Source organism: Carnobacterium sp., from assembly GCF_040274425.1.
In genome coordinates, this window is record NZ_JBEMBC010000039.1 from 1 (window position 1) to 24,325 (window position 24,325).

Here is a 24,325-nt window from a genome sequence, read left to right on the forward strand (position 1 = left end):
GCAAAAAAATACCCCCAGTATAGTAAAGTAGAATTTTTATTATTTCTACTGTCTACTATATTGGGAGCATATCATTCTAAGTTAATACAGAATGGCTTGTTTTTTTGTATTTTATAGTAACGACGTTAATTCAACATCTGGATATTTATCTGCAAACAATAGTTTGAAAAATTAATTGCACCACTATTCCATAAACGTCTCATTGGGTATTTTCCATCTCAAACATTTTCTAAATCGATGAGTAATCAAGATTAATGCCATAGAAACTTCCGCTGGAAGAACATAATCAAAATTGATTCCCTTAGGGAAAATTCGCGTAATAATCCATTCCTATTCTTATTACTGCCTCTTGACCTATTCGCATAAGGAACTGCGAAGTAAACTGGGGTCTAAATTTTGATTCAACAAAAGCGTAGCAGATGAAATCTTGATATAAGCTCTACAATCAGCTTTCCTTTGCACGTAATTTTCCTATGCTCGTTTTGCTTGATAGACTGGATTACACGCTTGAATTTACGATAAACTGAAGATGCATGAACCTAGTATCCTTCAAATTTTGCAGATTGAATATCCAAGTTTAATCTAGACTTCTATTCTAGACCGTTCAGTAATGGTAAAATGAGTGTAGCTCATGACGACTCCTCCTATAGAATGGTAGTGTGGTAACTTCATTCTACACGAAGACTTCATGAGTTACTTTTATTTTACTCTGAATTGTTGCACTTAATATTACAATTAATAATGATTGGAAATTCATCATTTATCAATGTGTATTGTACTTTATAATAAACTGAATTACAAGGTTGAATATTCAAAGAAACAACCTGAAGTTGTATTAATTTTTCTTCTCTATAATTTATAAAAATTTACTATCAGTTTCTCCTAATCTATTATATCCAAAACAACAAAATTCTTATCAGTGGAATACTAAGAGAGATTGTTGTATTTATATTTTAAATGAAAAACTTAGATATTTAACGCCGAATACAATCCTTTGTGTATAATAAATTCATTACTATAGTCAATTACTAACCTTGGGTCTTTATGTTTGAAATTTACATAATTCTGATTTTTGCGTGTTCTTCTATCATATACACTTCGCACCATACCAATATACCCAGAATTAAATAACGTGGCGACAATCGATTTGACTTCTTCCACTGAATACTCTGGAAATAATGTCTGATATAGTTCCAAAATTCGTTTTAAATTAAATTTAGAACTACCAAGTTTTTGCAATACTAGAAATAAAGATTCTATAACTTCATCTCCTAAGAAACCTAGCAATTCATTTTTCATTTCCTCAAAAAAATAATCTTGAGAGAACTTTCGTAATTCATTTTTAAAATCAATAATATTAACAGATGTTTTTTGTGGATGAGCTTTAATAAATTGATTTAAAAACTGAACTATATCTCTAGGCCGGTACATCGTATGTTCTAAAAAATGATTCCAAGAACTTTCTCTATTATTAATAATTTCCGGAAAAAAAGTATTCCAAATTGATAATTCTCCACTAAAATAATTATTCAACTCTGGTGTTAACAAAAACCTTTTATTTGCAAGTTCAAGCAAGTCAGTATTAGAGTCCTTTCCGTACCAATCTAATTTATATCCACTATCTTGAATAATTTTATTCATATCTGGATCCGTAATTGTTTTAACTATATCCTCTCTAATTACTAATATATACTTTACATTGTTATAGTTTCGTACATTTTTTTGGTTTAAAGAATGAACTGCTCTTACTAAACCTGACATTATTTCGCTTACCCCTTTTTTAGTACGTAATATGTCATCCACACCATCAATAACTGGTAAAACTGTTTTATTAACGTCCATATTTGTAAACTTTTCGACAATATAGTTCGTTAAATCTGTTAAATTAGAAACTTTAAATGTTGAGTCGCTTCCCTCAGAAGTCAGAGCAAATTCTAATCCCGACAACTTTACTTTAAAATCTTTTTTTGAAGCGATTAGTATATCAGTAATAATTGAATTTTTTTCAGTCATTCCTAACCCATTATAAATCCTTTTTAATTCTTTAAGAATTTGAGGTTTCCCCACATCAGATACTTGTAGTCTTTTAACTACTGATGCAATTAACAATAAATACCACGCATGTAGATACCTTTGAGTTCCTAGAACATTTCCTTTATTGTCAGAAATCTTGGTGAAGGTACCATAGGATACCTCTCCTAAATTAATTGTGAATGAATCCAATTCTTTAAGTAAATTCAGCTTCGCACCATACGCTGATTTTCCAACACCCTTTCTTCCAATTAAAATTGCCGTTGGATATTTCAAATTCTTTAACTCATCCAGAACTCCATTTAAATCGTAAAAGGCATTTTCAAAATTATCTCTGTTATACAATCTTTCAGATTCTCCATCAATAAAACCTTTTTTTAATTGTCCAAATTTAACTTTTTCCACTAAACTCTCTCCTTTTATTTTTTTAGGTCTTTTTCTCTAATAAAAATTTCATTATTTTAAATGAACCATCTAATATTCACTAAATTCATTATTCTAACATGTCATACTAATCTTCTATAAAATCAGCATTTTATTCAGAATCAGAAACAAAAAGTATAGTTGAATATTTTGAACTATACTCATTATTATTTTTTTTATTTTCCTCAGCTACTCTTCCTAAATAAAGAAACTCCATTATTGAATTAAATTCTGCAATTTCTAGACTATCCCCTTTTAAAATACCTTTCTCTTCATACAAACTTTTTGCATCTTCAAAAGTATTGTAACGTTTACCGTTCTCATTAATTTGACGATTAACTTCTTTTATCTTTTGAATACATATTTCGTAGACACTAGGATCATACTCTATCATTTTTTCAGTTTCTCCAGTACCAACGTTTATTATATAATTTTTAATTGTATCTTCACACATATATGAAATTTCACTTAAAGAATTTTTATGTTCTTCGACCCATTTCACTGCGTCTTTTTCTCCATATGTTTTTAAAATTGCTAAAGATAATTTATCTATAATATATACTTCTTCTGATGACTCTGTATATAAATAATTTAGTACAATAAATCTGAGTTGTGGTGGCAAAATAGAAAAAGAAGACATAACTTTGGCATTTGAACCAAATCTATATTTTTTGAAATACATAATAAAATGATAAGATAGTAACTTAAAATAAGCACTCAAAACATCTTCAAAATCTTCCTCTGAGAACGATCCCAACCTTTGCGTATGCGTTCCATCATTACCATTGATATTAATTTTCTGCAATGCATTTTTTAAAAAGATATCAGAATTACTTAAGTTATTTAGTTCATCTTTTATATTTTTATTACCTAGAGTTACAAATTCTTCTTCTGAAAAATTTAATATTTTTCTTACAACGATTTCTGATAATTGTCTTATCCTTGCAATTTTACCTCTATTTGATGTATTTTCAACATAAAATATATCATTTATAACATCTTTTAATAGTGGTTCAAAGTCTTGATTTTTAAATCCTACCATTGTATAAAAGCTCCTTTTCTATTAATTTTTCATCCTATAAACCTTATTTCCTCGCTACATACAATTCCTTAGGAATCTAAGTTTATAGTTATATCTCTATCCAATATCTTAACACTCTTCTATTTATCTACTGAATCAGCACCATAAATCCAAAGGTCGCCTTTTATTCAGCTTGTTTTTTCAATTATTTATCTTATAGCTGCCTCTCATGTATCTATTATCAAGTCCATGTGAAATGACCAATTTTAATATCAATTCCATGTTCCATTAGACTCTTGCTTAGTTCTCTTTACTATCCCCATACTCAGTTTTATTATACATTGACACATACCGCTTCTTGAATTAAAAGAATTGAATCCAATCAGATTCTATTTTCGCAATCCAAAAGGCTGTTAACTTAGCCTAAAAGAGCTTGTATATTGTTTTTTCTAGATATGAACGGTGTATGTAGTATTACAGTATTTACATATCAACCTTTTCATTTTTGTAACAAGTATCCCTATACTTTTGTTAACTCTACATCTAAAATTAATATCACAAAATATTGGAGGAATAACCTAATCAATAACAACTGTTTCTTGACTCTATTTTACTCTATTTTATTAGTTTATCAATAATTCTTATTTTTTTTACTTAGTTATTATTATTATGTACACACTACTGTCACTTATTCTAAAAATGTTGTTATTTATTTTACTATACTATCTAGTTATTGATGCATTTCAATAAATTTAGATATTAAGTTTTGGTCTCCCAACCTTTTTCTAAGATATTGCTGGTACTTGTTTTGTACGTTTTAAAATGAGTTCTGCTTCCATCTCTGTAACTCGCTGAAGGTATTGTGAAGGCTAAACTACTAGTCGGTTAAGAGTATCAATATCAAGTATATTTCTGAGTTTCATACTTGTACAAGTACGTCTTAATATATGTCCAGAAAATCTGACCACATCTCTAATGTAAATTTATCTTTTATCTTATTCATAATTTACCAAATTGATTTACTTTGTAAGCCTATACCTTATGTACTTAATAACAATTGAGAAGTAGGATTTCTATCATAAATCTTACCATATTTCTATTTCTATATTCTCTCATACTTATTTAATTATTCATTTAACATTAGTCTTAAAAACAACTGACCTATCTTTATTGTTCTTGGAATTTCTAATAGCTATTTGATTAGTCAAAACATTTCGTTCTTCTAACCCAGTAACTTCACTTATTAGTAATTCACAATCAAGCGTAAACATTAAAACGACAATATTTTTTTGTCCAATATACTTGTAAGGACATTGTCTTGCTACTACAATCATTCTTTTTATTTCCTCATATTTAAGCGGATAAATTTCCTTTATTTGTTGTAGTAATTGTGACACTTTAGAAAACGGATTAGAATCCAATTATCCTTCCATTACAATATAATCAATTAGTATTTCATCCTGCTAATTCCAACATTAATTTTAAATGTTTGATATTGTAATTGTTATGGGTACAGTATCTAACTTTTAAAATGCTGTTTTCTAATATTTAATGGTTGAATATCTTGATTAATTAAATAGATCGAGTATTTTGAAGTTGTAATTCATAGTTATTTTTGGAAATTTTTTTACTATAATCTGAAAAAATCCCAATATAATTCCATTCCATAATAAAAACCCGTTTCTATCAAGAAAAATGATAGAAACGGGCTTTTATAGAACCATCACGAATTGCCATTTTTTCTGAAATCACACTTCAAAAACCATAAAAAACATTGCCAGACCAACAATCTTACAATAAAGATTTTAATTCAACATCTGGATATTTATCTGCAAACCAACGAAGCGCAAATTGATTTTCAAACAAGAACAAGGGATTGTCAAAACGGTCACGCACCAATAAATTACGGCTGGAAGACATGTTCTCATCCAAATCCTCTGGTTTGATCCAACGTGCAATTTTATTCCCCATTGGTGTCATAATGATTTCTGAATTGTATTCATTTAACATTCGGTATTGAAAAACTTCAAATTGCAATTGTCCAACTGCTCCAACAATATAATCTTCCGTATGGAATGTTTTGTACAATTGAATAGCTCCTTCTTGAACCAGTTGTTGTACACCTTTATGGAATGATTTTTGTTTCATAACATTTTTAGCTTGAACTTTCATGAACATTTCTGGAGTAAATTGAGGAAGTTTTTCATATTCCACATTTAATTTATCTTCAAAAATCGTATCCCCTATTTGGAAATTTCCAGTATCATAAAGTCCAATAATATCTCCTGCTACAGCATGCTGCACAACTTCACGTGTTTCAGCCATAAACTGGGTTGAATTTGATAATTTCATTTTTTTATTTGTTCTCGCTAAAGTAACATCAATTCCACGATCAAAGATTCCTGAACAGATACGCACAAAAGCAATCCGATCTCGATGGGCAGGATTCATATTAGCTTGGATTTTAAATATAAAACCAGAAAATTCATTTGTTGTCGGTTCAATTTTTTCACCATCCGTTGCAGTATGAGCTGTTGGACTTGGTGCAAAATTGATAAACGTATTTAAGAATGTTTCTACTCCAAAATTAGTTAACGCTGATCCAAAGAATACCGGTGTTAATTTTCCAGCAGCGATTTTTTCTTCTGAAAACTCATTACCTGCTTCATTCAACAATTCAATATCTTCTAATGCTTGAGTATATAAACTAGAAGCTTTAAGAGGATGATCGCCTTCGATTTCTCCATCTTTATTCAACTTGATAACTTTTTGCCCATTTAAACCATTAATTTCAGGACGATGCACTTCAATCGTTTTGTTATAATTATCATAAAGACCTAAAAGGCCTTTTCCCATACCGATAGGCCAATTCATTGGATAAGAATCAATCTCTAGTACTTCTTCCAATTCTTCTAATAGATCAAGTGGTTCTCTTCCATCACGGTCCAATTTATTAATAAACGTGAAAATTGGAATGCCACGCATACGACAAACTTTAAATAGTTTCTTTGTTTGAGGCTCAATCCCTTTTGCACTGTCAATAACCATCACTGCGCTATCAACGGCCATCAATGTACGATATGTGTCTTCAGAGAAATCCTCATGTCCTGGTGTATCTAAAATATTGATTCGTTTGTCCTTATAATCAAATTGCATCACAGAACTGGTTACAGAAATCCCACGTTGTTTCTCAATTTCCATCCAATCTGATTTAGCAAATTTTCCGGATTTTTTCCCTTTGACCGTACCAGCTTGACGAATTGCTCCACCAAATAACAATAATTGTTCGGTGATGGTCGTTTTACCTGCATCCGGATGGGAAATAATTGCAAATGTTTTTCGTGATTCTACTTCATCTTTTAAATAGCTTTCCATTCATTATCCCTCATTTAAGTCTTTTTATTTATTCTAATTCAATCTTTAATTACGCTCGTAAGTAATGCGAATACCTTAATCTGGCAGCCTATCTCATTAACTCAGTTATTATAGCATATTTAGTATTGTATTTTATACCCTATTCACTTTTTAAATTAATTTTAGTCCTTGTGTATTGTTGTTTGTTCCAATGAGATATTATTCTATAAACTGCGTAAATCAAATGAATCTTATGATGTGCATAAGGATACTTTATGTACCATATGGGTACAATCAAATGCAGCTTACGGTACTCAAACACACTTTGCCTACCATATGAGTTCAATCAAATACAGCTCTTATGGCACTCAAGCACACAGTAAACCATATAGATAACTAAACTAAAATTTATGGATATCAAAAATCATTCCATTTTATTAAAACCATATTCTCCAACATACCCGTCAATAGACCAGATATTTACATTTGCTGCTTCTGCTTCTTGCTCTGCTTCTTCAAGCTTATTCAAGTAAAGCTCATCTCCGTTTTCATACCCTACACGCGCTAGTCCTTTTTCAACCATCACTTCTTGTATCAGTTCTCCGTCTGCGTAAAGATAAGCCAACACTCGATCATAGTCATCTATTTTTTCATGAGCAGGATCATATTCTATCGACAATTCCTTTCCTTCTAAGTAATTCGTTAAAAAAGCTTTCGCTTCTGTACCGTATAACTGTGCAGAACCGGTTTTTGTCGTGCTACTTTCTGGAGTGTCAATCAGCAACAACCTCAACTTCTTTTCTTCACCATCTTCAGTAAAGACAATCGTATCTCCGTCAATCGTTCTGACCAACTCAATAGCTGTTTGATCCTGTGTTAATGTACCGGGCGTTTCTTGCTTTTTTTCGATAACAAATGATCCAGTGAACAAGAGGATGAGTGCAATAATACCAGATACGATTTTTTTATTTATTTTCATAGTTGAACCTCCAGTTTAAATGCTTATAAAAAGGGTCTGAGATTATCTATCTCAGACCCTTACCTATTTTATTATGAACCTTTTCAACTATCAAGCCTCAAAGATTTTAACATGTTGCATTTTAAACGGTAATTTATCCGTTTAATTATTTAGCTAATTGGTCTTCTTGATCACAAGCTGCTTGAGCTAAAATGTTCAAGTAGTTCCAAGGACGATCAAAATATGGTTGGAAGAAGAAATCAACATAAGCAAGATCTTCAATCGTCATTTTATTTTGAATAGCTAATGATAGTGTATTAGCAGAAGCTGTTACATCATATTTAGACATGATTTGTCCTCCAACGATGCGGTTTGTTCCTACTTCATAAACTAATTTCATGAAAACTTCTTCAGTAGTCGGCATAAATTCTGGACGGTAGTTGTCTTTAACGAAAACTGCACGAACATCTAAACCAAAGTGTGAAGCACTATTAACGTTTACACCAGTTGACCCAATGTTGTAGCCAAACAAGTACAAACCAGAAGTTGATTGTGTTCCTCTGTATTTCACTTTAGGTTCGATAATGTTTTTACCTACTAAAGTACCCATACGAACAGCGTTAGTTGCTAAAGGAATGTAAGCTGCTCCGCCATTTGGATTGTAATGAACTGCACAACTGTCTCCAGCTGCATAAATATCTTTATCACTTGTTCTCATGTAATCATCAACAAGGATTGCGCCATTCGGCATCATGTCAACTTTATCTTTTAATAATTCATTGTTTGGACGGAATCCAACACATAAAATAACTAAGTCTGCTTCGTATTCGCCTTTTGGAGTAGTTACAGATTTAACTGAACCATTTTCATCAGCGTTGAAAGAAGTTACGGCTTGGTTTAATGCTAATTTGATTCCACGTTCTTCTAAAGTACTTTCTAATACATCAGTAAATTCTGGATCTAGGTATTTGTTAAGAATACGATCTAATCCATCAATTAATGTAACTTCTTTGCCTGATTGTTCAAAAGCTTCTACTAATTCAATCCCGATGTATCCTCCACCAACGATAACAACTTTTTTAGCTGTTTGGTTTTGTTTGATAACTTCTTCGGCTTGATTATAGTTTTTACATAATAAAACATTTTTTGTTTCAATACCAGGAATTGGCGGCGTAATAGGCCAAGAACCTGTAGTGTTAACTAATTTATCATAAGTTTCTTCAAATACTTCACCAGTATTCATATTTTCTACTGTTACTTTTTTAGCTACTGTATCAATACTTTTAACATTGTGTTCCATTTTGATATTTGCACCCATTTGAGTTAGTTCTTCTGGATTTGAATAAAATAAACCAGCAGGATCTTTTACAACTCCACCAACATACATTGCAATTCCACAAGATAAGAACGAAACATTGTCATTTCTTTCAAAAACAGAAACTTCCACAGAGGGATTTTCTTTTAAAATTGTTTTAACAGCTGATGTACCAGCATGTGTACATCCGATAACGACTACTTTCATTTTTTGTATCCTCCTATAAGGCCATTTAAATTATGTGTCGGCATTTGTACCACAAAAAGAATTTGTGACACAATGTTCATACTCTCACTCTGAACACTATATCACAAACTCTATAAAGAAAACAACATTTTATAGGAACTTTTTTAAGTTGAAGCATGTTTTTTTCTGATCATAAACATATCCCTTAAATAGACCACAACTGTCTTAACTACAGCATACGTTGGAACTCCCAAGATCATTCCAAGGATGCCTGCAATGTTTCCCGCAACTAATAACAATACAATAATCGTTAATGGATGAATTGATAATGTTTTCCCAATCACATTTGGTGAAATAAATGCACTGTCAATTTGTTGCACCACTAATACTACGAGCGCTACTAGTAAAGCTTGTGTTGGAGAAATCGTTAAAGCGATAAAGACTGCAGGGGCTGCCCCAATATAAGGACCGATATAAGGAATAATATTTGTAACTCCTGCAATAATCCCTAACAGTAATCCGTAAGGCATTCCTGTGATCAAATAACCTAAATACGTAAATATTGCTACAAATAAGCAGACTAAGGCTTGCCCACTAATATAAGAAGCAATTGTTTCATTCATTTGGCCTAATAATTCAATCATTTGACCTCTGTATTCTTTTGGAAAAAATTTAGCCACAGCTGGTCGAAAGTGTTTTCCATCCTTAAACATATAAAATAAAATGATTGGAACAGTAAAAATGACGATTGTAGTATTCGCCAACGCGCCTACTAAAGTTCCAACACTTGCAGTCAATGTTGTAAAAATTGTATTTGCAATATTTTCAATGGAAAGATCCATAGTACCTAAACTTTTTTCTAAATCAAAGTTTTCAAGCATCGGTCCTTGTAAAAGTTCATTAGAAAAATCTTCTAGTGTTTTTAAAAATGACGGTATACTCGTAATTAATTGCCCAACTTGTTCTAGTAGATTAGGAATAACTGAAACAGCTAAAAATGCTACAAAACCAAGAAATAATAGAAAAACAATGATGATTCCATATTTTCGTTTGATTTTGATTTTTTCTAATTGACCAATTACTGGATTTAATAAGTAATATAAAAATCCTGCTACAATAAGTGGTGTAAATAATGTCGAAACAAATGTTGTCAATGGTTGAAAAATGAATTCAATTTTAGTGCTCATAAATATTAATGTTGCACTAACTAATAGCCAAACTGTCCAAAACATTAATTTTGATTTTTTAAAATAATCCATAAAAAAAGTTAGTCCTCTCCGGTTAATCTTGCATACTGCTCATTAAATACTGCTCAATCAATTGTTCTGTTGCTACGATCGATTCCTCATGGGTTCTTTCATAAGCATGGCTAGCTTCGATTCCTGCACCTACTAGCGCATGACGAACATCAGCCCCAGCTTTCATTGCTGCAGATGCATCACTTCCGTAAAAAGGATAAATATCGAGTTGGTAAGGAATTCCTTTATCTTCACATATTTGAGTTAATTTTTTTCTCAATTCATAATGATAAGGGCCACTTCCATCTTTAACACAAATGGACACAGAATATTCATCGGTTTGTTGATCGTCTCCCATTGCACCCATATCAACCGCTAAATATTCGACCACTTTATCAGAAATATTCGAATTTCCACCATACCCAATTTCTTCATTTGTTGAAATATAAAAATGAGTTGTATAAGGCAGATTTATTTTTTCAGTGCTTATTTTTTTTAAAAATTGCAATAATATAGCTACGCTTACTTTGTCATCTAAATGACGTGATTTAATATAGCCATTAGCTGTAATCTCAGTTCTAGGATCAAAACTGATAAAATCCCCTATAGAAATGCCAAGTGCTTTTGTTTCCTCTTTAGTGTGTACTTTTTCATCGATCCGAACTTCCATATTATCTTGATTTCTCTCAGCAGTTCCTGCATCTTTATAAACGTGTACACTAGTTTGGTGCATCAGGATCGTACCAGATATATTCCCTTTAGCTGTATGTATCGTACAATACTCACCTTCAATAGCGTTGTAACGAAACCCACCAATTAAATCTAATTTAAGACGTCCATTGGGTTTGATTGCTCTTACCATTGCTCCTAATGTATCCACATGTGCTGTTACAAACCGTTGTTTTTGATGGTTTGCTCCTTTTACGGTAACCATTAAACTGCCTTTATTTGTTTTGGTTGCTTCATACCCTATTTGGTTTAAATAGTTTTCGATAAAAGCAATAATTTCATACGTATTCCCTGTTGGAGAAGGGATCGTTGTTAATTTTTCAACCAGCTGAATCGTTTTTTCATTCATTACATTAACCACCATTCCTATAAATTATACTCTTTAGTATAGTTCATCCATCGAAATAAATAAAGAAGCTCTGAATAAAAGCTGTAGCTGTTTTCTTATAGATTCCTTTTATTAGTTATGGTACGCTTTTAACTACATAGAAAGAAGGGATATTATGGAATTTATTTGGACAACAGATTTAAACTCTAACAATTATAAAGATGCTATAAAAATCAGAAAAAAAGTATTTGTAGAAGAACAACTTGTTCCACCAGAATTAGAAATTGATGACTTAGAAGACCAAACCATACATGTCATCGGCTATTTAGAAAATAAGGCAGTTTCCACAGCAAGGATTTACAAAAAAAATACAACTACATTCAAAATCCAACGAGTGGCTGTTTTAATGGATTTCCGTAAAAAGAATTTAGGTTATGAACTAATGATGGAAATAGAACGGTATGCTAAAACAAAAGAATTTAAAACACTCATGCTTGATGCACAAGACCATGCCCTAACTTTTTATGAAAAATTAGGTTATCAAGTTGAAGGTGAAGGTTTTATGGATGCGGGCATCCCCCATCATTTGATGATCAAAAACCTGGATTAATCAGCACACTCACCAAAATTTCTGGAGGATTAGGGTTACTTGTAGCCTTGTATAGGATTCAATGAGAATTATAAACCGTTAACGCTTCAGCGATTACGGTTTGTTTGAAGCCTTGAAAGCCTGTAAGACTTCAGGCTTTCAAGGCTCCACAAGCAACACCGCCATTCCAGAAGAAATTTTACTTTGAAGCGTACACGCCATTTATTGTACAACCCAAACAGAGGCTGGGACAAAATCCCAGCCTCTTCTTTATATATGAATGTTTATTCTAAAACGTGCTCCAAAAAGCAGACCCGACGTCCACTTCGCGAACAATGCTCGATGGTCGATGACCATACTGCGCTTATTCGTTCCAGTGATTCGGGTCTAAACGCTTTTTGTCCCACTCTCTTTTTTATCGTTTTTTATTTAAAAGGTTTGCTCTCTTTTGCTTCATTTTAGCAAGTCTTTCCTCTGTTTCTTTTTTTAAAGGTTTAATAGCAATAACTCGTTCATCTTCGATAGTCACTTCATACAACTCACCAATGTGGTAATTTTCTGGTAAAATATCTTTTTTCACATGAATTACTGGCCCTTCATCAGGTATGAAACGAGCCAGTTCACCTTCTATTTCTTCAAGCATCATCTTCATCAGGATTCTCTCCCTTTTCAGTTTGAATACTATAGGTTCCATCTTCATGAACCGTTAAAGTAATCGTACCATTTTCGATTGTTCCATAAATCGGAATAGCCAGTTTTTTTAACCGTCCAATCGCTTCTTCACCAGGATGTCCATAGCTATTATTTTCTCCTGCTGAAAAAACCGCAAACTCGGGTTGACTTGCCTGAACCCATTCTTCACCAGTGCTGGTGTCTGATCCATGATGCCCCATTAAAATGAAATCAGCTGTTACATCTGCTCCAGATTCAACAATTTCTTTTTCAATACTCTGAGAGGCATCCCCACTGAATAATCCACTTACTTGATTAACAGTAATTTTTGTCACAATCGAATCATCATTTTGATCATTATCTGACTGCTCATTAGGACTTAGTACATCGATTTGAAAAGGCCCTACTTGATGCTTTTCTCCAGTTTTAGGTTCAGTATAGACTGCATTACTTGCATCTACAGCATCTAATACCCGCTCGTAAATTTTACTGGTGGCATCATTTCCATTCATCCAGACTTCTTTCACATCATAATAATTGATGATAAGATCTCCATACCCAATATGATCTGAATCATTGTGGGTGAAAATAAGAAGATCTATCGTTCCACCTGTTCCGACATATTCATCTAATTGTTGAATAATTTTCTTATCTTTGTCTTCATAACGTCCGCTATCTATTAAAATAGTTGTGCCGTCTTTTGCTTGAATAAGAGTTGCAGATCCTTGATTTGCATCTAAAAAACGAATCGTTGTTTCTTGATTTTTTGTCTTATCCACTTCTTTTTTTTCTTCTGGCTGAAAAATTGTGATCAATTCTTCTTTAAACTGCTCTATTTTTTCACTTAAAGAAAGATCAGACTGCTTATTTTCTCCTAAAAATAATCCCATGAAGAAAACCAACAAGAGTACGACACCGGTGGAAATTAATTTTGTTCTTTGTTCTTTTTGTTTTTTTGTGATCTTTTTTTTCTTCTTTCTATTTGCCACAGATGTTCATCCTCTTCTAGCGCAAATACTTCTATCTTGTTTAGTTGTATTTACTAATTCAATAATGCATTTTTAGACTAAATAATTCATAAATAATGCAGCAATATTAAAGTATATCAGCACACTGGTTAAATCTGTGAGTGTCGTGATAAATGGGCCACTAGCCACTGCCGGATCAAATCCTATTCTTTCCATTAAGATAGGTATAAAACTACCCGCAAGGTTGGCAATTGTGATAGCTGCCAGCATTGCAATACCAATTACTAATCCTAAAATATAATTTTGTTGCCATAGTCCTACTGCTAAAAAAATCGTAACTCCCGTCACCACGCCGGTAATTAACCCGGATGCTATTTCACTCAAAATCAATTTTCTAAAACTTCTTTTGTTATCGTCGCTGTCTGCTAATTTACGGACAGCCACAGCTAATGATTGGGTTCCTGCATTACCCGCAGTTCCTGTAATTAACGAGATAAAAACAGCTAAAATACTTGCCTCACTGATCATTTCCTCATAATTGCTAATTAAAGTAGATGTACCAATGCCAAGGAATAATAATATGATTAACCATGGAAGTCTTTTTGAAGCGACAACAAATGGATTTTCAGATTTTTCATCGACATCGACCCCAGCCAACCCAGAGTAATCGCTAGCGGCCTCATCATTAATTACATCAATAATATCATCGATCGTGATGATTCCAATTAATCGTTCTTCATTGTCTACTACTGGAATAGCTAAAAAGTCATAGTCTTGCATTGTACGTGCTACATCTCTTTGGTCATCATTCACATTGACGTATACTAGGCGGTCTCCCATAATGTCGGAGATCATTTCATCATCTTCATGTACGATTAAATCTCTTAATGAGATTACGCCCACTAATTTTCTATTTAGTTCTACCACGTACACATAATAGATTGTCTCAGCTTCTGGCGCTTTCTTTTTTAAAATGGCCATTGCTGATTTTATTGTTTGATTCGCAAAAATCGAAATGTATTCAGTTGTCATTATTGAACCTGCAGTATCGTCCTCATAATTCAATAACTTTTTAATACCTTCCGAATCCTCTGAAGGCATTAAATTTAAATATTTTTTGATCGTCGCTGGTTCTAATTGATTCAACATATCTACCGCATTATCTCTATACATTTCGCTTAACATATCTGCAGCATACTGAGGATTCATTTCTTCTAAATATTTTTCAACGGACTCTTCCTCTTCCTCAAGAACTTCAAACATATCTGCCATTTCTTTAGGAGATAAAAAATTGTATAAGTTTAATCGTTCATTATCGGATAAAGAAAGATACACTTGGCTTTGTTCGTAAACGTGCAATTCTAAAAATTTTTCTCTAAATAAGGTAATATCTTGGGCTGCCAAATAACCCTTTAATTGTTCTATTTGTTCTTCAAATTCTATTTGTACTTCTTTCAAGGGCTACACCCCTTTCTAAGTTCATTCCATTAACTATTAACCTTTTGCTGTTCATGTTGATGTAGCCATTGGGTAATATCTTTTGGGTAATCAAGTTCAAGATTTATTTGTTCATTTGTAAAAGGATGACTAAAGTTCAGTTCTCTACAATGCAGCGCCTGCCTGGCTATCCAAATATTTTTTTCACCACCATATAAATCATCACCCATTAATGGATGACCGATGTAGGCAAAATGCACCCTAATTTGATGAGTCCTACCGGTGTGCAATTGAATATCAACTAAAGTAGCTTGTGGAAAAGATCCTTTGATCCAATATTCAGTTAACGCTTCTTTTCCAGATTCATGAGCTCTTCTAGTAATAATTGAATCCGTTGTTCGTGCGATTGGCGCGTCAATAAATCCGTGTTCAGCTTTGTCCAACTGCCCACTGATCAATGCAGTATATTTTTTTGTGATTTCTTTGGCTCTTAATTTAGCATCCATTAGCGCATGTGCATATCCATGTTTAGCAAATAACATAAGCCCAGTGGTGTCACGGTCAAGTCTAGTCACAATATGAATAACTTGATCAGCGTATTTTCGACGCACATAATAGCCTTTGACGCGATTAGCCATCGTTCCTTCAGGATGTACTTGAGAAGGGACTGAAGCTACCCCATAAGGCTTATTTACAACCAAATAGTGATCATCTTCATATACGATATCAATCGGAATATTTATAGGGACTGTTGTTTCATGAGGCGCTTCATCAGGGATGGTAACTTGCACAATATCTTTGTCTTTTAAAAGATAGCGTACCGTTACTTCCGTTTCATTGACTTCGATTTTTCCTCCATGAAACTTTATTTTTGCTAGTAAACTACGTGAAATTCCTTTTGTTTTCAGAAATGACTTCACTTGTAAACTAGTTGGCAAATCATAACTCCAACTAAATTTCATATTTTTTTTTCGCTCCAATAAAAGCATCTTCAACTCGACTCCAGAAATGAGTGTGTCTGTATCGAGCAAAGTGAATGCGTTCTTTCGCAATGCTATAAGTTAATTCAGTGATATTCTTCTCAGAAGAAGTTAATTGGTCAATCGTTAAAACAAATCCTTCTGTAGTAAGTGGTTTTATTCTGATCCATTCATCTCGTGCCACAATTAAAGGAGACCCTAAGATGCGAAAAACGCGGTTATTGATTGGTGCAATTTCAGTCAACTGCAATGCTTCAAGTCGTGGATGGATAACAGCTCCTCCAACAGACTTATTGTAACCTGTTGAACCAGTAGGCGTTGAGATACACATCCCATCTCCCCTAAACCGCTCAAACAACTCGTCCTTTATAAAGACATCACACACCATAGTGCCGTCTATACGTTTCATTGTTGATTCATTTAAGGATAAAAAGTGAGAAGGTTCCTTTTGTCCTTGATACGTCACTTTTACATCAAGCAACGGGTAACTAACACTTTCACCTTTATCCTTAAGCAGACTTGCAACGAGATCTTCTAGTTCATAATCTCGCCAATCGGTATAAAAGCCTAAATGCCCTGTATGTACGCCCACAAAGCGGACTTGATCAAGCATGTGGGCATACCTATGAAAGGCGGACAACAACGTTCCATCTCCACCAATCGTTACAACGACATCTGGATTTTTATCATCTAACTGAAGACGGTTCTTCAAACAGAGTATACGAAATTGTTCGGCTAGCTTTAAAGATTGCTCAACATTATTATTAACTACTGCTATTTTCAAAGTTGTCCCCCCTTTTTTCATTTAAACATGTTGCTGTAGCAGCTTCAATCAATATGCATTAAAAGAAATCATTGTTTTCAGGCGCTTTATTGATCGCTGTTCTTTTATTATGAGAAAATAAGTGCTGTGCTTCTTGGATTTCTTCTCTAATTTGAGACATTTCTTCATCTAGCTGAAAAGCGGCTTCTGCTGCTCTCTTTAACCGAACATTGATGGCATCCGGAAACTCCCCTTGATATTTGTAATTTAACGAATGTTCAATCGTTGCCCAAAAATTCATAGCTAACGTCCGCACTTGTATCTCAACAAGAATTCTTTTTTCACCATGAATTAATTGCACTGGATATTCAAATACAACATGATAGGAACGGTAACCACTTTCTTTCTTGTTTGAGATATAATCTCGTTCTTCAATGATTTTCATATCATTCCGATTTCTTAATAGCTTTACTACTTCATGAATATCCTCTACAAATTGACACATAATTCTTAGTCCTGCTATATCTTGCATTTCAGTCTCTAAATCTTCAAAAGAAATATTCCTTAATGCAGCTTTTCCAATAATACTATTCACTGGCTTTACTCTTCCAGTAACAAATTCAATTGGTACATGCATATTACTTCTACTGTACTCTTTGCGAATACCTTTTAATTTAATTTTCAACTCTTCAACAGCTTGATTATAAGGTGTTAAAAAATTTTCCCAATTTTGATCCATCATTTTATACCCTCTTTTAGGAACTTATGATTTACACTATTTAAAGTGTGATACGGCTTCATTTTACCATATTTCCCCTAAAAGAAGAAATATACTAAAATAGAAATTAAATGATAAAATAAATAAACTCATTAAATTAATTTAAAAGGAGAATAACTGAATGACACAGCAAGTAGAGATTGAATTTAAAAATAGTTTAACAAAAACAGAATACACCAATTTATTAAAGGACTTAAACCTGTCTGAAAGTGATTGTTATACTCAAGAAAATCATTATTATGATACTAAAGATTGGAAATTAAAAAATAAACACTCGGCTTTACGTATTCGATTATTTGCAGCTTCTGCTGAATTAACCTTAAAAACACCTTATGGGGAAGATTTATTAGAAACAACTGACTCTTTATCATTAAAAGAAGCACAACAATTTTTAAATTCAAAGACTATTAAAACGGATGGCTATGTAGCAAATAAACTTGCTGAACTACAAATCGATCCAAAAAATCTACGTTTATTCGGATCCTTAACAACTAAGCGATGTGAGAAAAAAATTCCTCAAGGGCTTATTGTATTAGATGAAAGTTCGTATGGCACAAATAAGGATTATGAATTGGAATTTGAAACAGCCTCTCGTGCAATTGGGAAAGTGTATTTTGAACAATTTCTAAAGAAACATTCAATAGAAAAAAGACCCACCAAGAATAAAATTGTTCGAATGATGGAATCAATATAGCAGTTTATCATTGCTGTTAAAGGATTTTACCTAAAATGTGGCGACTTTGTTACAATTCATATGAATTTTAGTCCGAAAACAAGACCCTTTATTATATTTTTTTAGCTATTTTTGATAAAGTATATTTGTTAACAAAAAGACCACGTATATAAATATAAAATCAAAATACTAAGGCTAAGGTGAAAATAAATGTTCTCAACTACACATACAAAAAATGAATCCACTCATAATGAAATGATTGAAATTTATTTATTTATTAATCCAATTGACTCCCGTTGCTTACAAGCTGAAAAAGAAGTTTTGAAGTTTGTTGAAAAATCTACTGGTAAAATACGCGTTCACTTTATTCCAATTCATAATTTAAGTACCGTTACTCAGTACCTTGCTACAAATAATTTATCAAAAAGTGATTTAACGTTACGTAATGCTATATGTTCTGTGACTTACGATATTTGTCTTTATTATTCTGCTGCTACTATGCAAGGGAAGAAAAAAGGACGTAATTTTTTACTAGAACTGCAAGATGCACTAATTGAACAAAAGAAACCTTTTTCAGAAGCTCTTGTTTTAGAAGTAGCTAAAAAAGCTAAATTAGACATTTCAATGTTTCTTGAAGATAAAGAATTAGAATTCACAAAAACTTCTTTTGAAGCTGATCAAAAAGTAGCTCGTGAAATGAATGCTTTTAACGCTCCTTCTTGTGTGTTATTTAGTGATCAACATAAAGATCATGGTTTATTAATTGAAGAAGGCATCACAGTTGAATTGCTTCAAGCATTGCATAACCCTAACCCATTAATCATCGAAGCAAGAAATCAAATGATTTCTAAACATGGTATTCGTTCAATTAATAAAACTTCATTACAAGTATTGTAATCATTTATTTTTTAGTCCAAACATCAAAAAAAAACTGAGCCAATAGGCTCAGCTTTTTTTTTGATGTTTTTTACTTTAAGGTTTCAATAAGCTCTTCTAATTCATTTAATCTAGCTTCAAAAACTTTCATAGCATCTTCTAGATAGGTTTTCTTAGTCATGTCTACGCCTGCTTTTTTCATTACTTCAATAGGGTAATCACTGCTTCCAGATTTCAAATAATTTAAATAGTTGTCTAAAGCACCCTCTTCACCTTTGACGATCTTAGCAGCTAAAGCTGTAGCAGCTGAAAATCCTGTTGAATATTGATAAACATAGTAATTGTAATAAAAATGAGGTATTCTAGTCCATTCGAAAGCAATTTCAGGATCTTTTACAACATCTGGTCCGTAATAACGAGCATTTAGATCACCGTAATAATTTGATAAAAACTCACTTGTTAAAGGTGTTCCTTTTGCATCTTCTTCATGAATAAAATGTTCGAACTCCGCGAACTGAGTTTGTCTAAATATAGTTCCCTTAAATCCATCTAAATAGTGATTCAGCACATAAGCTCTAACTTTTGGATCTTTTTGTGTTTCTAATAAATAATCCGTTAAAATATTTTCATTTGTAGTGGAGGCTATTTCTGCTAAGAAAATAGAATAATCACCATAGACATATGGTTGATTTGTTCTTGTATAGTAGCTGTGAACACTATGTCCTAGTTCATGGACCAGCGTATACAAATGATTTAAAGAGTCATGCCAGTTTAATAAGATGTAAGGATTTGTATCGTACGATCCAGAAGAATAGGCTCCACTTCTTTTCCCTTCATTTTCAATACTGTCGATCCAACGGTTGCTAAATGCTTTTTTCAGTACAGATAAGTAATCTTCACCTAGAGGTTCTAATGCTTTTAATGTTTCTACTTCAGCATCTTTATACGTATACTTAATTCCTGCTTCACCACTTATCGGAGTATACATATCGTACATATGAAGTTCTTCTACCTCTAGTAGCTCTTTTCTCAAAGCAACATAGCGATGGAGTAAAGGTAAATGCTCATGAACAACATCTAATAAAGTATCATATACAGCTTCTGGTATATGATTGTTGCTTAATGCTTTCTCACGTGCGGATTGATAGTGATGGACTTTAGCATTGTAATTATGGTATTTAACATGTGAGGAAAGAGTACTTGAAAATGTATTTTGTAACCCTTCATACACTTTATACAGATGTTTGAAAGCTGATTCACGAACAGAGCGATTTGTACTTTCCATTAATTGGCCATATACACCATGCGATAACTGAATATCATTTCCTTCTTCGTCCTTAATGGTTGGGAAAGTTATATCTGCATTATTTAGAATGTTAAATGTGCGGCTTGAAGCATTGAAAATTTCTCCTGCCCCTGCTAACAAAGCTTCTTCATTAGCACTCAAGACATGCTTTCTAGCAGCTGTTAATTGCTCGATAAAATGTTTGTAGATTGCTAAATTTTCATTCTCACTAAAAAAATGGGATATCTTTTCTTCTGATAATTCTAAAACTTCAGGTTCAAACCATGAAATAGCTTCATTAGCCTGTGTAGCTAATTTACTGGCTTGTTCATACATTCCTTGATAGGTTGAATTTGTGGTATCTTGATCATTTTTTAATTGGGCGTAGACATACAATGTTTCCAACTGATTTGATAAATCTAAAATAGATTGAATAGCTTTTAAAAAACTTTCTGATCCGTTACTAAGTGTTCCTTTATAAGATTTCACAGACTCTATTTTTTTTTCAAGTTCTTTATAAGATTGTTTAAAATCATCATCGGATTGAAAAATCACTTCTAGATCCCATGTCAATTCATTAGGTAATTTATTTCTTATTGGCAGTTTTTTTGATTCACTCATTAAAAGACCTCCTAGGAATTATCTTATCATCAATCTTACCATAAACTGCCTTAAAATAAAGAAATTCCTTTAATTCGCCTTCTTATGAATCCATGATAAGAGAACTATCTAATTTTAAAAATTCAGTTATCTTTTCTTTTTCGTTTTTATACCTCTGTGGCTCCTTTTGTACCATCCACTCTGACTGAGAAATAGCTATTAATAAGCCTCTTTCATTCAATAACGTTACAAAATGAGTGATGCACTTTCTTTTACTTTCATCAGAGATGAGAGGCATAACATAAAAATTGAGCTCATTATTTATTATCATTATTGTAGCTTTTCGAGCAATTTCTTTTTTAGATATAATATCCCCACTGTTTCTTTCCATTATCCATTCTAGAAACTGGTATTTCCAAAAATAAGAAAGTGTTTTGATAAATAATTGATTTTTCACGGGCAGATACACTTCTAGAGGCAAAGAAACCAACGAATCACCTTTTTTATAAATGTATTTTTGAAAGTCCACTATTATCGGTACTTGATAGTTCCTTCCCCTATTTAAATAATAATGACTTTGAATCAACTTTTTTTTAGATTCTATTTGGGTATTTGTTGAGTAAAGAATGATCTGCTGCATTACGGTATTTAAACTAGTGCTTTCATCTATCTTTAAATGACGACATTGAGAAATTATACATGCTGAATTTCCTTCTTGAATGATGCCATAACGGATGACAATATCGTTTGTTTCTACATGCAGTTCTAAAAGGTAGCATCCTATTTTGTTATGTTCCTGTATAAATAATCGCTGAAAATTCGTTAATTTATCTTTTAAGTGGAAATTTTGTCCTAATATCCAATAAACTCTATAGCCATTTTTAGTATAGCCTGATGTTCGTTCAATCATTCTTTCAGCAGAAAGAGCACTGCATTGAAACTCTAAAGCTACTGGCGTCTGTTCATCTAACCAGTTTAATAAATCCGGACGTTGTTTTAAATTTGGTAGATAAGCTTCAAGTTGACAAGGTATTTCTTGTTGTGTGAACCAACGATAAAGTATATTTTTTCCTAAAATATGCTCTTGGGTTTCTCCTTCTGAAAAAACAGTACAATCACTTTTTTGAAAGTGGGTAAAATGATCTTGTTTGATTAATCCTTTTTTAAGAAAAACCGGTTCTTTACAACTCGGACAGTAATAATCTTTTTTTCGATTTTTATTTTTCTGCTCATCCAATGCATTAACATACTGATTTCCCTTATTTACCGCAATTAGCATTTTAATTAATCTCCTCTCTTTGCATTCTATTTAAACTATCCGCAAAGAAAGGGAGATCGCTAATAACAAACAAAAAAAATCAAAGAAAGATGAACTTTCTTTGATTCCCAATTTAATACTATTTAGTTTATTTAAAGTAATGACGCGTTAATTCTAAGGCATTTTTTTCCATAAGCATTTTTCCATGTTCTTCTAAAATCCCTTGGGTAACAGGTGTTTTTTCAGCAAACTCTAGTGCAAGAGCAATTTCTTCTTCCGCACTTCTTTCAGTCATTTCACTAACGAAAAAGACTAGATTCAAATAATAGCCTTCTTTGTAGAGAAAGAGATTAGAGCGTGCTTTATCTACATGCATCATTTTTGATAATTCAATCATATCTTCAAACTGATTAAATCTCAAAACAACTTCTTTTGTTTCATCTTCAATGTGATTTGCAGTTTCATCAATCTCAGCTTCGGATTTTTCTAAATTTTGTACCATTTGTTTTTTTATATATTGAGAGAATTCATCTGAGTTAAGATTCTCAGATGCTGAAGAAAAGTCTAATTGGTCGTTTAATGGACCACCTTTACTGATAAACAATTCTAGACCATTTCCATTTGGCAATACTTGAAATGTTATGGCATCAGATTCATGGAATTGTTCGTCTACATCCACTTCTTCTAAGATACTATAAAAGAAATTTTCAATTTGTTTGTGGTTTCCTAAAAGATCTAAAAATGTTACGCCTCTTTCTTCCAAATCAGCGTTTTCAATTAATACACGGATGGTGTTTTCGTTAATGTGTTCCATTTCCATAGTCCTACACCTCATTTCTCTTCTTCATCGTTAAAACATTCCAACTAATGAATAATCTATATAACCATTCTAAAGGAAATAAATAAAATGTAAAGTTAAAAGTGCCAAAAAAAAACTACAACACCCTTGAGATGTGTAGTTTTACCTCACAACTAATATCCAACTATTAGTTGTGCCTGTTTTAATTCAAGTGCTCTTACTTCACGAGGCAAGAAGCGACGGATTTCATCTTCGTTGTATCCAACCTGTAATCTCTTTTCATCTACCATGATTGGTCGACGTAAAAGTCCTGGATTATCTTGAATCAAATCAAACAATTCATTTAAAGGTAAGTCATCAAGATCGACATTTAGTTCTTGAAATACTTTAGAACGAGTCGAAATGATTTCTTCTGTACCATCTTCTGTCATTCTTAAGATTGATTTAATTTCACCAATCGTCAGTGGTTCAGAAAAAATATTTCTTTCTTTATAAGTAATATTATTTTCCTCTAACCAAGCTCTTGCTTTACGACATGATGTGCAACTAGGCGATGTATATAAAGTTACCATATGTTATTCTCTCCTTTTTTAATCAGATAGATCGTTCAAAAAAATTGAGGACTGTTAATGAAACTATGAAATGCCTTACAAGATTATTATAAAACATCCATTTTAAAATTACTACCCTTTTTGCCATTTTCTTGTCACTTATCCTTAATTTTAACATTAAATTTACAGAGTAAATTTTTTTAGTTCACATTCGGGTATAAAAAACCCTTATTTAATAACGTTTTTTTCTAAATAAGAATAATGATAATCAATACAAATAAGAATTCATTCTAAATAATACAATGTTTTAAAACAAACATTATTTTATTAAATTTTTATATGTCTACAAGCACTCTATGTTCCTAAAGCAATTTTATGAAGTATTCATACTAATTTAAAACAACAAAAAAAACTATAAATTAGACTTTATCAGTCTTGATATGCTCCCAATATAGTAGACAGTAGAAATAATAAAAATTCTACTTTACTATACTGGGGGTATTTTTTTGCGTA

The 24,325-nt window shown here is 32.3% G+C and carries 21 protein-coding genes; 3 read left to right on the forward strand and 18 right to left on the reverse strand.

Translation table 11 applies throughout. The features are described 5' to 3' along the window. Positions 1–966 precede the first annotated feature (966 nt). The 8 genes from ABS911_RS08740 to ABS911_RS08775 all read right to left on the reverse strand — a co-directional run bounded on the left by ABS911_RS08740 (position 967) and on the right by ABS911_RS08775 (position 11,604). Positions 967–2,436: a P-loop ATPase, Sll1717 family gene (locus ABS911_RS08740; RefSeq protein WP_350467235.1), complete on the reverse strand. Its 1,470-nt coding sequence runs from the start codon at positions 2,434–2,436 to the stop codon at positions 967–969. A gap of 130 nt (positions 2,437–2,566) precedes the next feature. Further along, positions 2,567–3,496 (reverse strand): hypothetical protein, encoded by a 930-nt coding sequence (locus ABS911_RS08745; RefSeq protein ID WP_350467236.1) that lies wholly within the window; start codon positions 3,494–3,496, stop codon positions 2,567–2,569. Between the two features lie 1,109 nt (positions 3,497–4,605). Continuing rightward, entirely contained in the window at positions 4,606–4,896 is a 291-nt protein-coding gene (locus ABS911_RS08750) for a site-specific integrase (protein WP_350467237.1), read from the reverse strand. A gap of 370 nt (positions 4,897–5,266) precedes the next feature. Continuing rightward, the gene (locus ABS911_RS08755) at positions 5,267–6,850 is read right to left on the reverse strand and encodes a peptide chain release factor 3 (protein WP_350467238.1); all 1,584 of its coding nucleotides are present in this window, start codon (positions 6,848–6,850) and stop codon (positions 5,267–5,269) included. A gap of 403 nt (positions 6,851–7,253) precedes the next feature. After that, positions 7,254–7,808, reverse strand: coding sequence for a thermonuclease family protein (locus tag ABS911_RS08760; protein WP_350467239.1), 555 nt, complete (start codon positions 7,806–7,808; stop codon positions 7,254–7,256). Positions 7,809–7,953: 145 nt separating this feature from the next. Beyond that, positions 7,954–9,309 (reverse strand): FAD-dependent oxidoreductase, encoded by a 1,356-nt coding sequence (locus ABS911_RS08765; protein WP_350467240.1) that lies wholly within the window; start codon positions 9,307–9,309, stop codon positions 7,954–7,956. Between the two features lie 143 nt (positions 9,310–9,452). Next, positions 9,453–10,547 (reverse strand): AI-2E family transporter, encoded by a 1,095-nt coding sequence (locus ABS911_RS08770; RefSeq protein WP_350467241.1) that lies wholly within the window; start codon positions 10,545–10,547, stop codon positions 9,453–9,455. 22 nt (positions 10,548–10,569) lie between these two features. Then, positions 10,570–11,604, reverse strand: coding sequence for a M42 family metallopeptidase (locus ABS911_RS08775; protein ID WP_350467242.1), 1,035 nt, complete (start codon positions 11,602–11,604; stop codon positions 10,570–10,572). 154 nt (positions 11,605–11,758) lie between these two features. Between ABS911_RS08775 and ABS911_RS08780 the strand changes: the two genes are divergently transcribed. Continuing rightward, positions 11,759–12,193 (forward strand): GNAT family N-acetyltransferase, encoded by a 435-nt coding sequence (locus tag ABS911_RS08780; protein ID WP_350467243.1) that lies wholly within the window; start codon positions 11,759–11,761, stop codon positions 12,191–12,193. 394 nt (positions 12,194–12,587) lie between these two features. Here ABS911_RS08780 and ABS911_RS08785 read toward each other — a convergent pair whose 3' ends face one another. The 6 genes from ABS911_RS08785 to yjbM all read right to left on the reverse strand — a co-directional run bounded on the left by ABS911_RS08785 (position 12,588) and on the right by yjbM (position 17,731). Further along, positions 12,588–12,824, reverse strand: coding sequence for a DUF3006 family protein (locus tag ABS911_RS08785; RefSeq protein ID WP_350467244.1), 237 nt, complete (start codon positions 12,822–12,824; stop codon positions 12,588–12,590). After that, positions 12,808–13,833 carry a ComEC/Rec2 family competence protein gene (locus ABS911_RS08790; protein WP_350467245.1) on the reverse strand — a complete coding sequence of 342 codons (1,026 nt, stop codon included), beginning with the start codon at positions 13,831–13,833 and terminating at the stop codon, positions 12,808–12,810. The genes ABS911_RS08785 and ABS911_RS08790 overlap by 17 nt, the downstream gene beginning before the upstream one ends. A gap of 72 nt (positions 13,834–13,905) precedes the next feature. Beyond that, complete coding sequence (gene mgtE / locus ABS911_RS08795) at positions 13,906–15,270, reverse strand: magnesium transporter (RefSeq protein ID WP_350467246.1); 1,365 nt, start codon at positions 15,268–15,270, stop codon at positions 13,906–13,908. A gap of 29 nt (positions 15,271–15,299) precedes the next feature. Beyond that, complete coding sequence (locus ABS911_RS08800; protein ID WP_350467247.1) at positions 15,300–16,211, reverse strand: RluA family pseudouridine synthase; 912 nt, start codon at positions 16,209–16,211, stop codon at positions 15,300–15,302. Continuing rightward, entirely contained in the window at positions 16,201–17,013 is an 813-nt protein-coding gene (locus ABS911_RS08805; RefSeq protein WP_041556152.1) for an NAD kinase, read from the reverse strand. Before ABS911_RS08805 ends, ABS911_RS08800 begins: the two co-directional genes overlap by 11 nt. A gap of 58 nt (positions 17,014–17,071) precedes the next feature. After that, entirely contained in the window at positions 17,072–17,731 is a 660-nt protein-coding gene (gene yjbM, locus ABS911_RS08810; protein ID WP_350467253.1) for a GTP diphosphokinase, read from the reverse strand. 160 nt (positions 17,732–17,891) lie between these two features. On the opposite strand from yjbM, the gene ABS911_RS08815 reads away from it, so the two are divergent. Both ABS911_RS08815 and ABS911_RS08820 read left to right on the forward strand, forming a co-directional pair. Further along, positions 17,892–18,464, forward strand: a complete 573-nt coding sequence (locus ABS911_RS08815; protein WP_350467248.1) for a CYTH domain-containing protein — start codon at positions 17,892–17,894, stop codon at positions 18,462–18,464. A 189-nt stretch (positions 18,465–18,653) separates the two neighbouring features. Next, the gene (locus tag ABS911_RS08820; RefSeq protein WP_350467249.1) at positions 18,654–19,340 is read left to right on the forward strand and encodes a DsbA family protein; all 687 of its coding nucleotides are present in this window, start codon (positions 18,654–18,656) and stop codon (positions 19,338–19,340) included. 70 nt (positions 19,341–19,410) lie between these two features. Here the strand turns inward: ABS911_RS08820 and pepF are convergent, their stop codons facing one another. The 4 genes from pepF to spxA form a co-directional block, all read right to left on the reverse strand. After that, positions 19,411–21,225, reverse strand: a complete 1,815-nt coding sequence (gene pepF, locus ABS911_RS08825; RefSeq protein ID WP_350467250.1) for an oligoendopeptidase F — start codon at positions 21,223–21,225, stop codon at positions 19,411–19,413. Positions 21,226–21,307: 82 nt separating this feature from the next. Continuing rightward, positions 21,308–22,483, reverse strand: coding sequence for a competence protein CoiA (locus tag ABS911_RS08830; protein WP_350467251.1), 1,176 nt, complete (start codon positions 22,481–22,483; stop codon positions 21,308–21,310). Positions 22,484–22,610: 127 nt separating this feature from the next. Continuing rightward, on the reverse strand, positions 22,611–23,282 hold the full coding sequence (locus tag ABS911_RS08835) for an adaptor protein MecA (RefSeq protein WP_350467252.1): 672 nt from the start codon (positions 23,280–23,282) through the stop codon (positions 22,611–22,613). Positions 23,283–23,434: 152 nt separating this feature from the next. Then, positions 23,435–23,833: a transcriptional regulator SpxA gene (gene spxA, locus ABS911_RS08840; RefSeq protein ID WP_013710387.1), complete on the reverse strand. Its 399-nt coding sequence runs from the start codon at positions 23,831–23,833 to the stop codon at positions 23,435–23,437. Between the last annotated feature and the right edge of the window lie 492 nt (positions 23,834–24,325).

Excerpts from the sequence above, each read along its gene's own strand:
- spxA (WP_013710387.1), bottom strand. The coding sequence starts at position 23,833 with ATGGTAACTTTATATACATCGCCTAGTTGCACATCATGTCGTAAAGCA.
- ABS911_RS08765 (WP_350467240.1), bottom strand. The coding sequence starts at position 9,309 with ATGAAAGTAGTCGTTATCGGATGTACACATGCTGGTACATCAGCTGTT.
- ABS911_RS08815 (WP_350467248.1), top strand. The coding sequence starts at position 17,892 with ATGACACAGCAAGTAGAGATTGAATTTAAAAATAGTTTAACAAAAACA.
- ABS911_RS08775 (WP_350467242.1), bottom strand. The coding sequence starts at position 11,604 with ATGAATGAAAAAACGATTCAGCTGGTTGAAAAATTAACAACGATCCCT.
- ABS911_RS08760 (WP_350467239.1), bottom strand. The coding sequence starts at position 7,808 with ATGAAAATAAATAAAAAAATCGTATCTGGTATTATTGCACTCATCCTC.
- ABS911_RS08835 (WP_350467252.1), bottom strand. The coding sequence starts at position 23,282 with ATGGAAATGGAACACATTAACGAAAACACCATCCGTGTATTAATTGAA.
- ABS911_RS08745 (WP_350467236.1), bottom strand. The coding sequence starts at position 3,496 with ATGGTAGGATTTAAAAATCAAGACTTTGAACCACTATTAAAAGATGTT.
- ABS911_RS08755 (WP_350467238.1), bottom strand. The coding sequence starts at position 6,850 with ATGGAAAGCTATTTAAAAGATGAAGTAGAATCACGAAAAACATTTGCA.
- pepF (WP_350467250.1), bottom strand. The coding sequence starts at position 21,225 with ATGAGTGAATCAAAAAAACTGCCAATAAGAAATAAATTACCTAATGAA.
- ABS911_RS08820 (WP_350467249.1), top strand. The coding sequence starts at position 18,654 with ATGTTCTCAACTACACATACAAAAAATGAATCCACTCATAATGAAATG.
- ABS911_RS08800 (WP_350467247.1), bottom strand. The coding sequence starts at position 16,211 with ATGAAATTTAGTTGGAGTTATGATTTGCCAACTAGTTTACAAGTGAAG.
- ABS911_RS08785 (WP_350467244.1), bottom strand. The coding sequence starts at position 12,824 with ATGAAGATGATGCTTGAAGAAATAGAAGGTGAACTGGCTCGTTTCATA.
- ABS911_RS08830 (WP_350467251.1), bottom strand. The coding sequence starts at position 22,483 with ATGCTAATTGCGGTAAATAAGGGAAATCAGTATGTTAATGCATTGGAT.
- ABS911_RS08770 (WP_350467241.1), bottom strand. The coding sequence starts at position 10,547 with ATGGATTATTTTAAAAAATCAAAATTAATGTTTTGGACAGTTTGGCTA.
- ABS911_RS08780 (WP_350467243.1), top strand. The coding sequence starts at position 11,759 with ATGGAATTTATTTGGACAACAGATTTAAACTCTAACAATTATAAAGAT.
- yjbM (WP_350467253.1), bottom strand. The coding sequence starts at position 17,731 with ATGGATCAAAATTGGGAAAATTTTTTAACACCTTATAATCAAGCTGTT.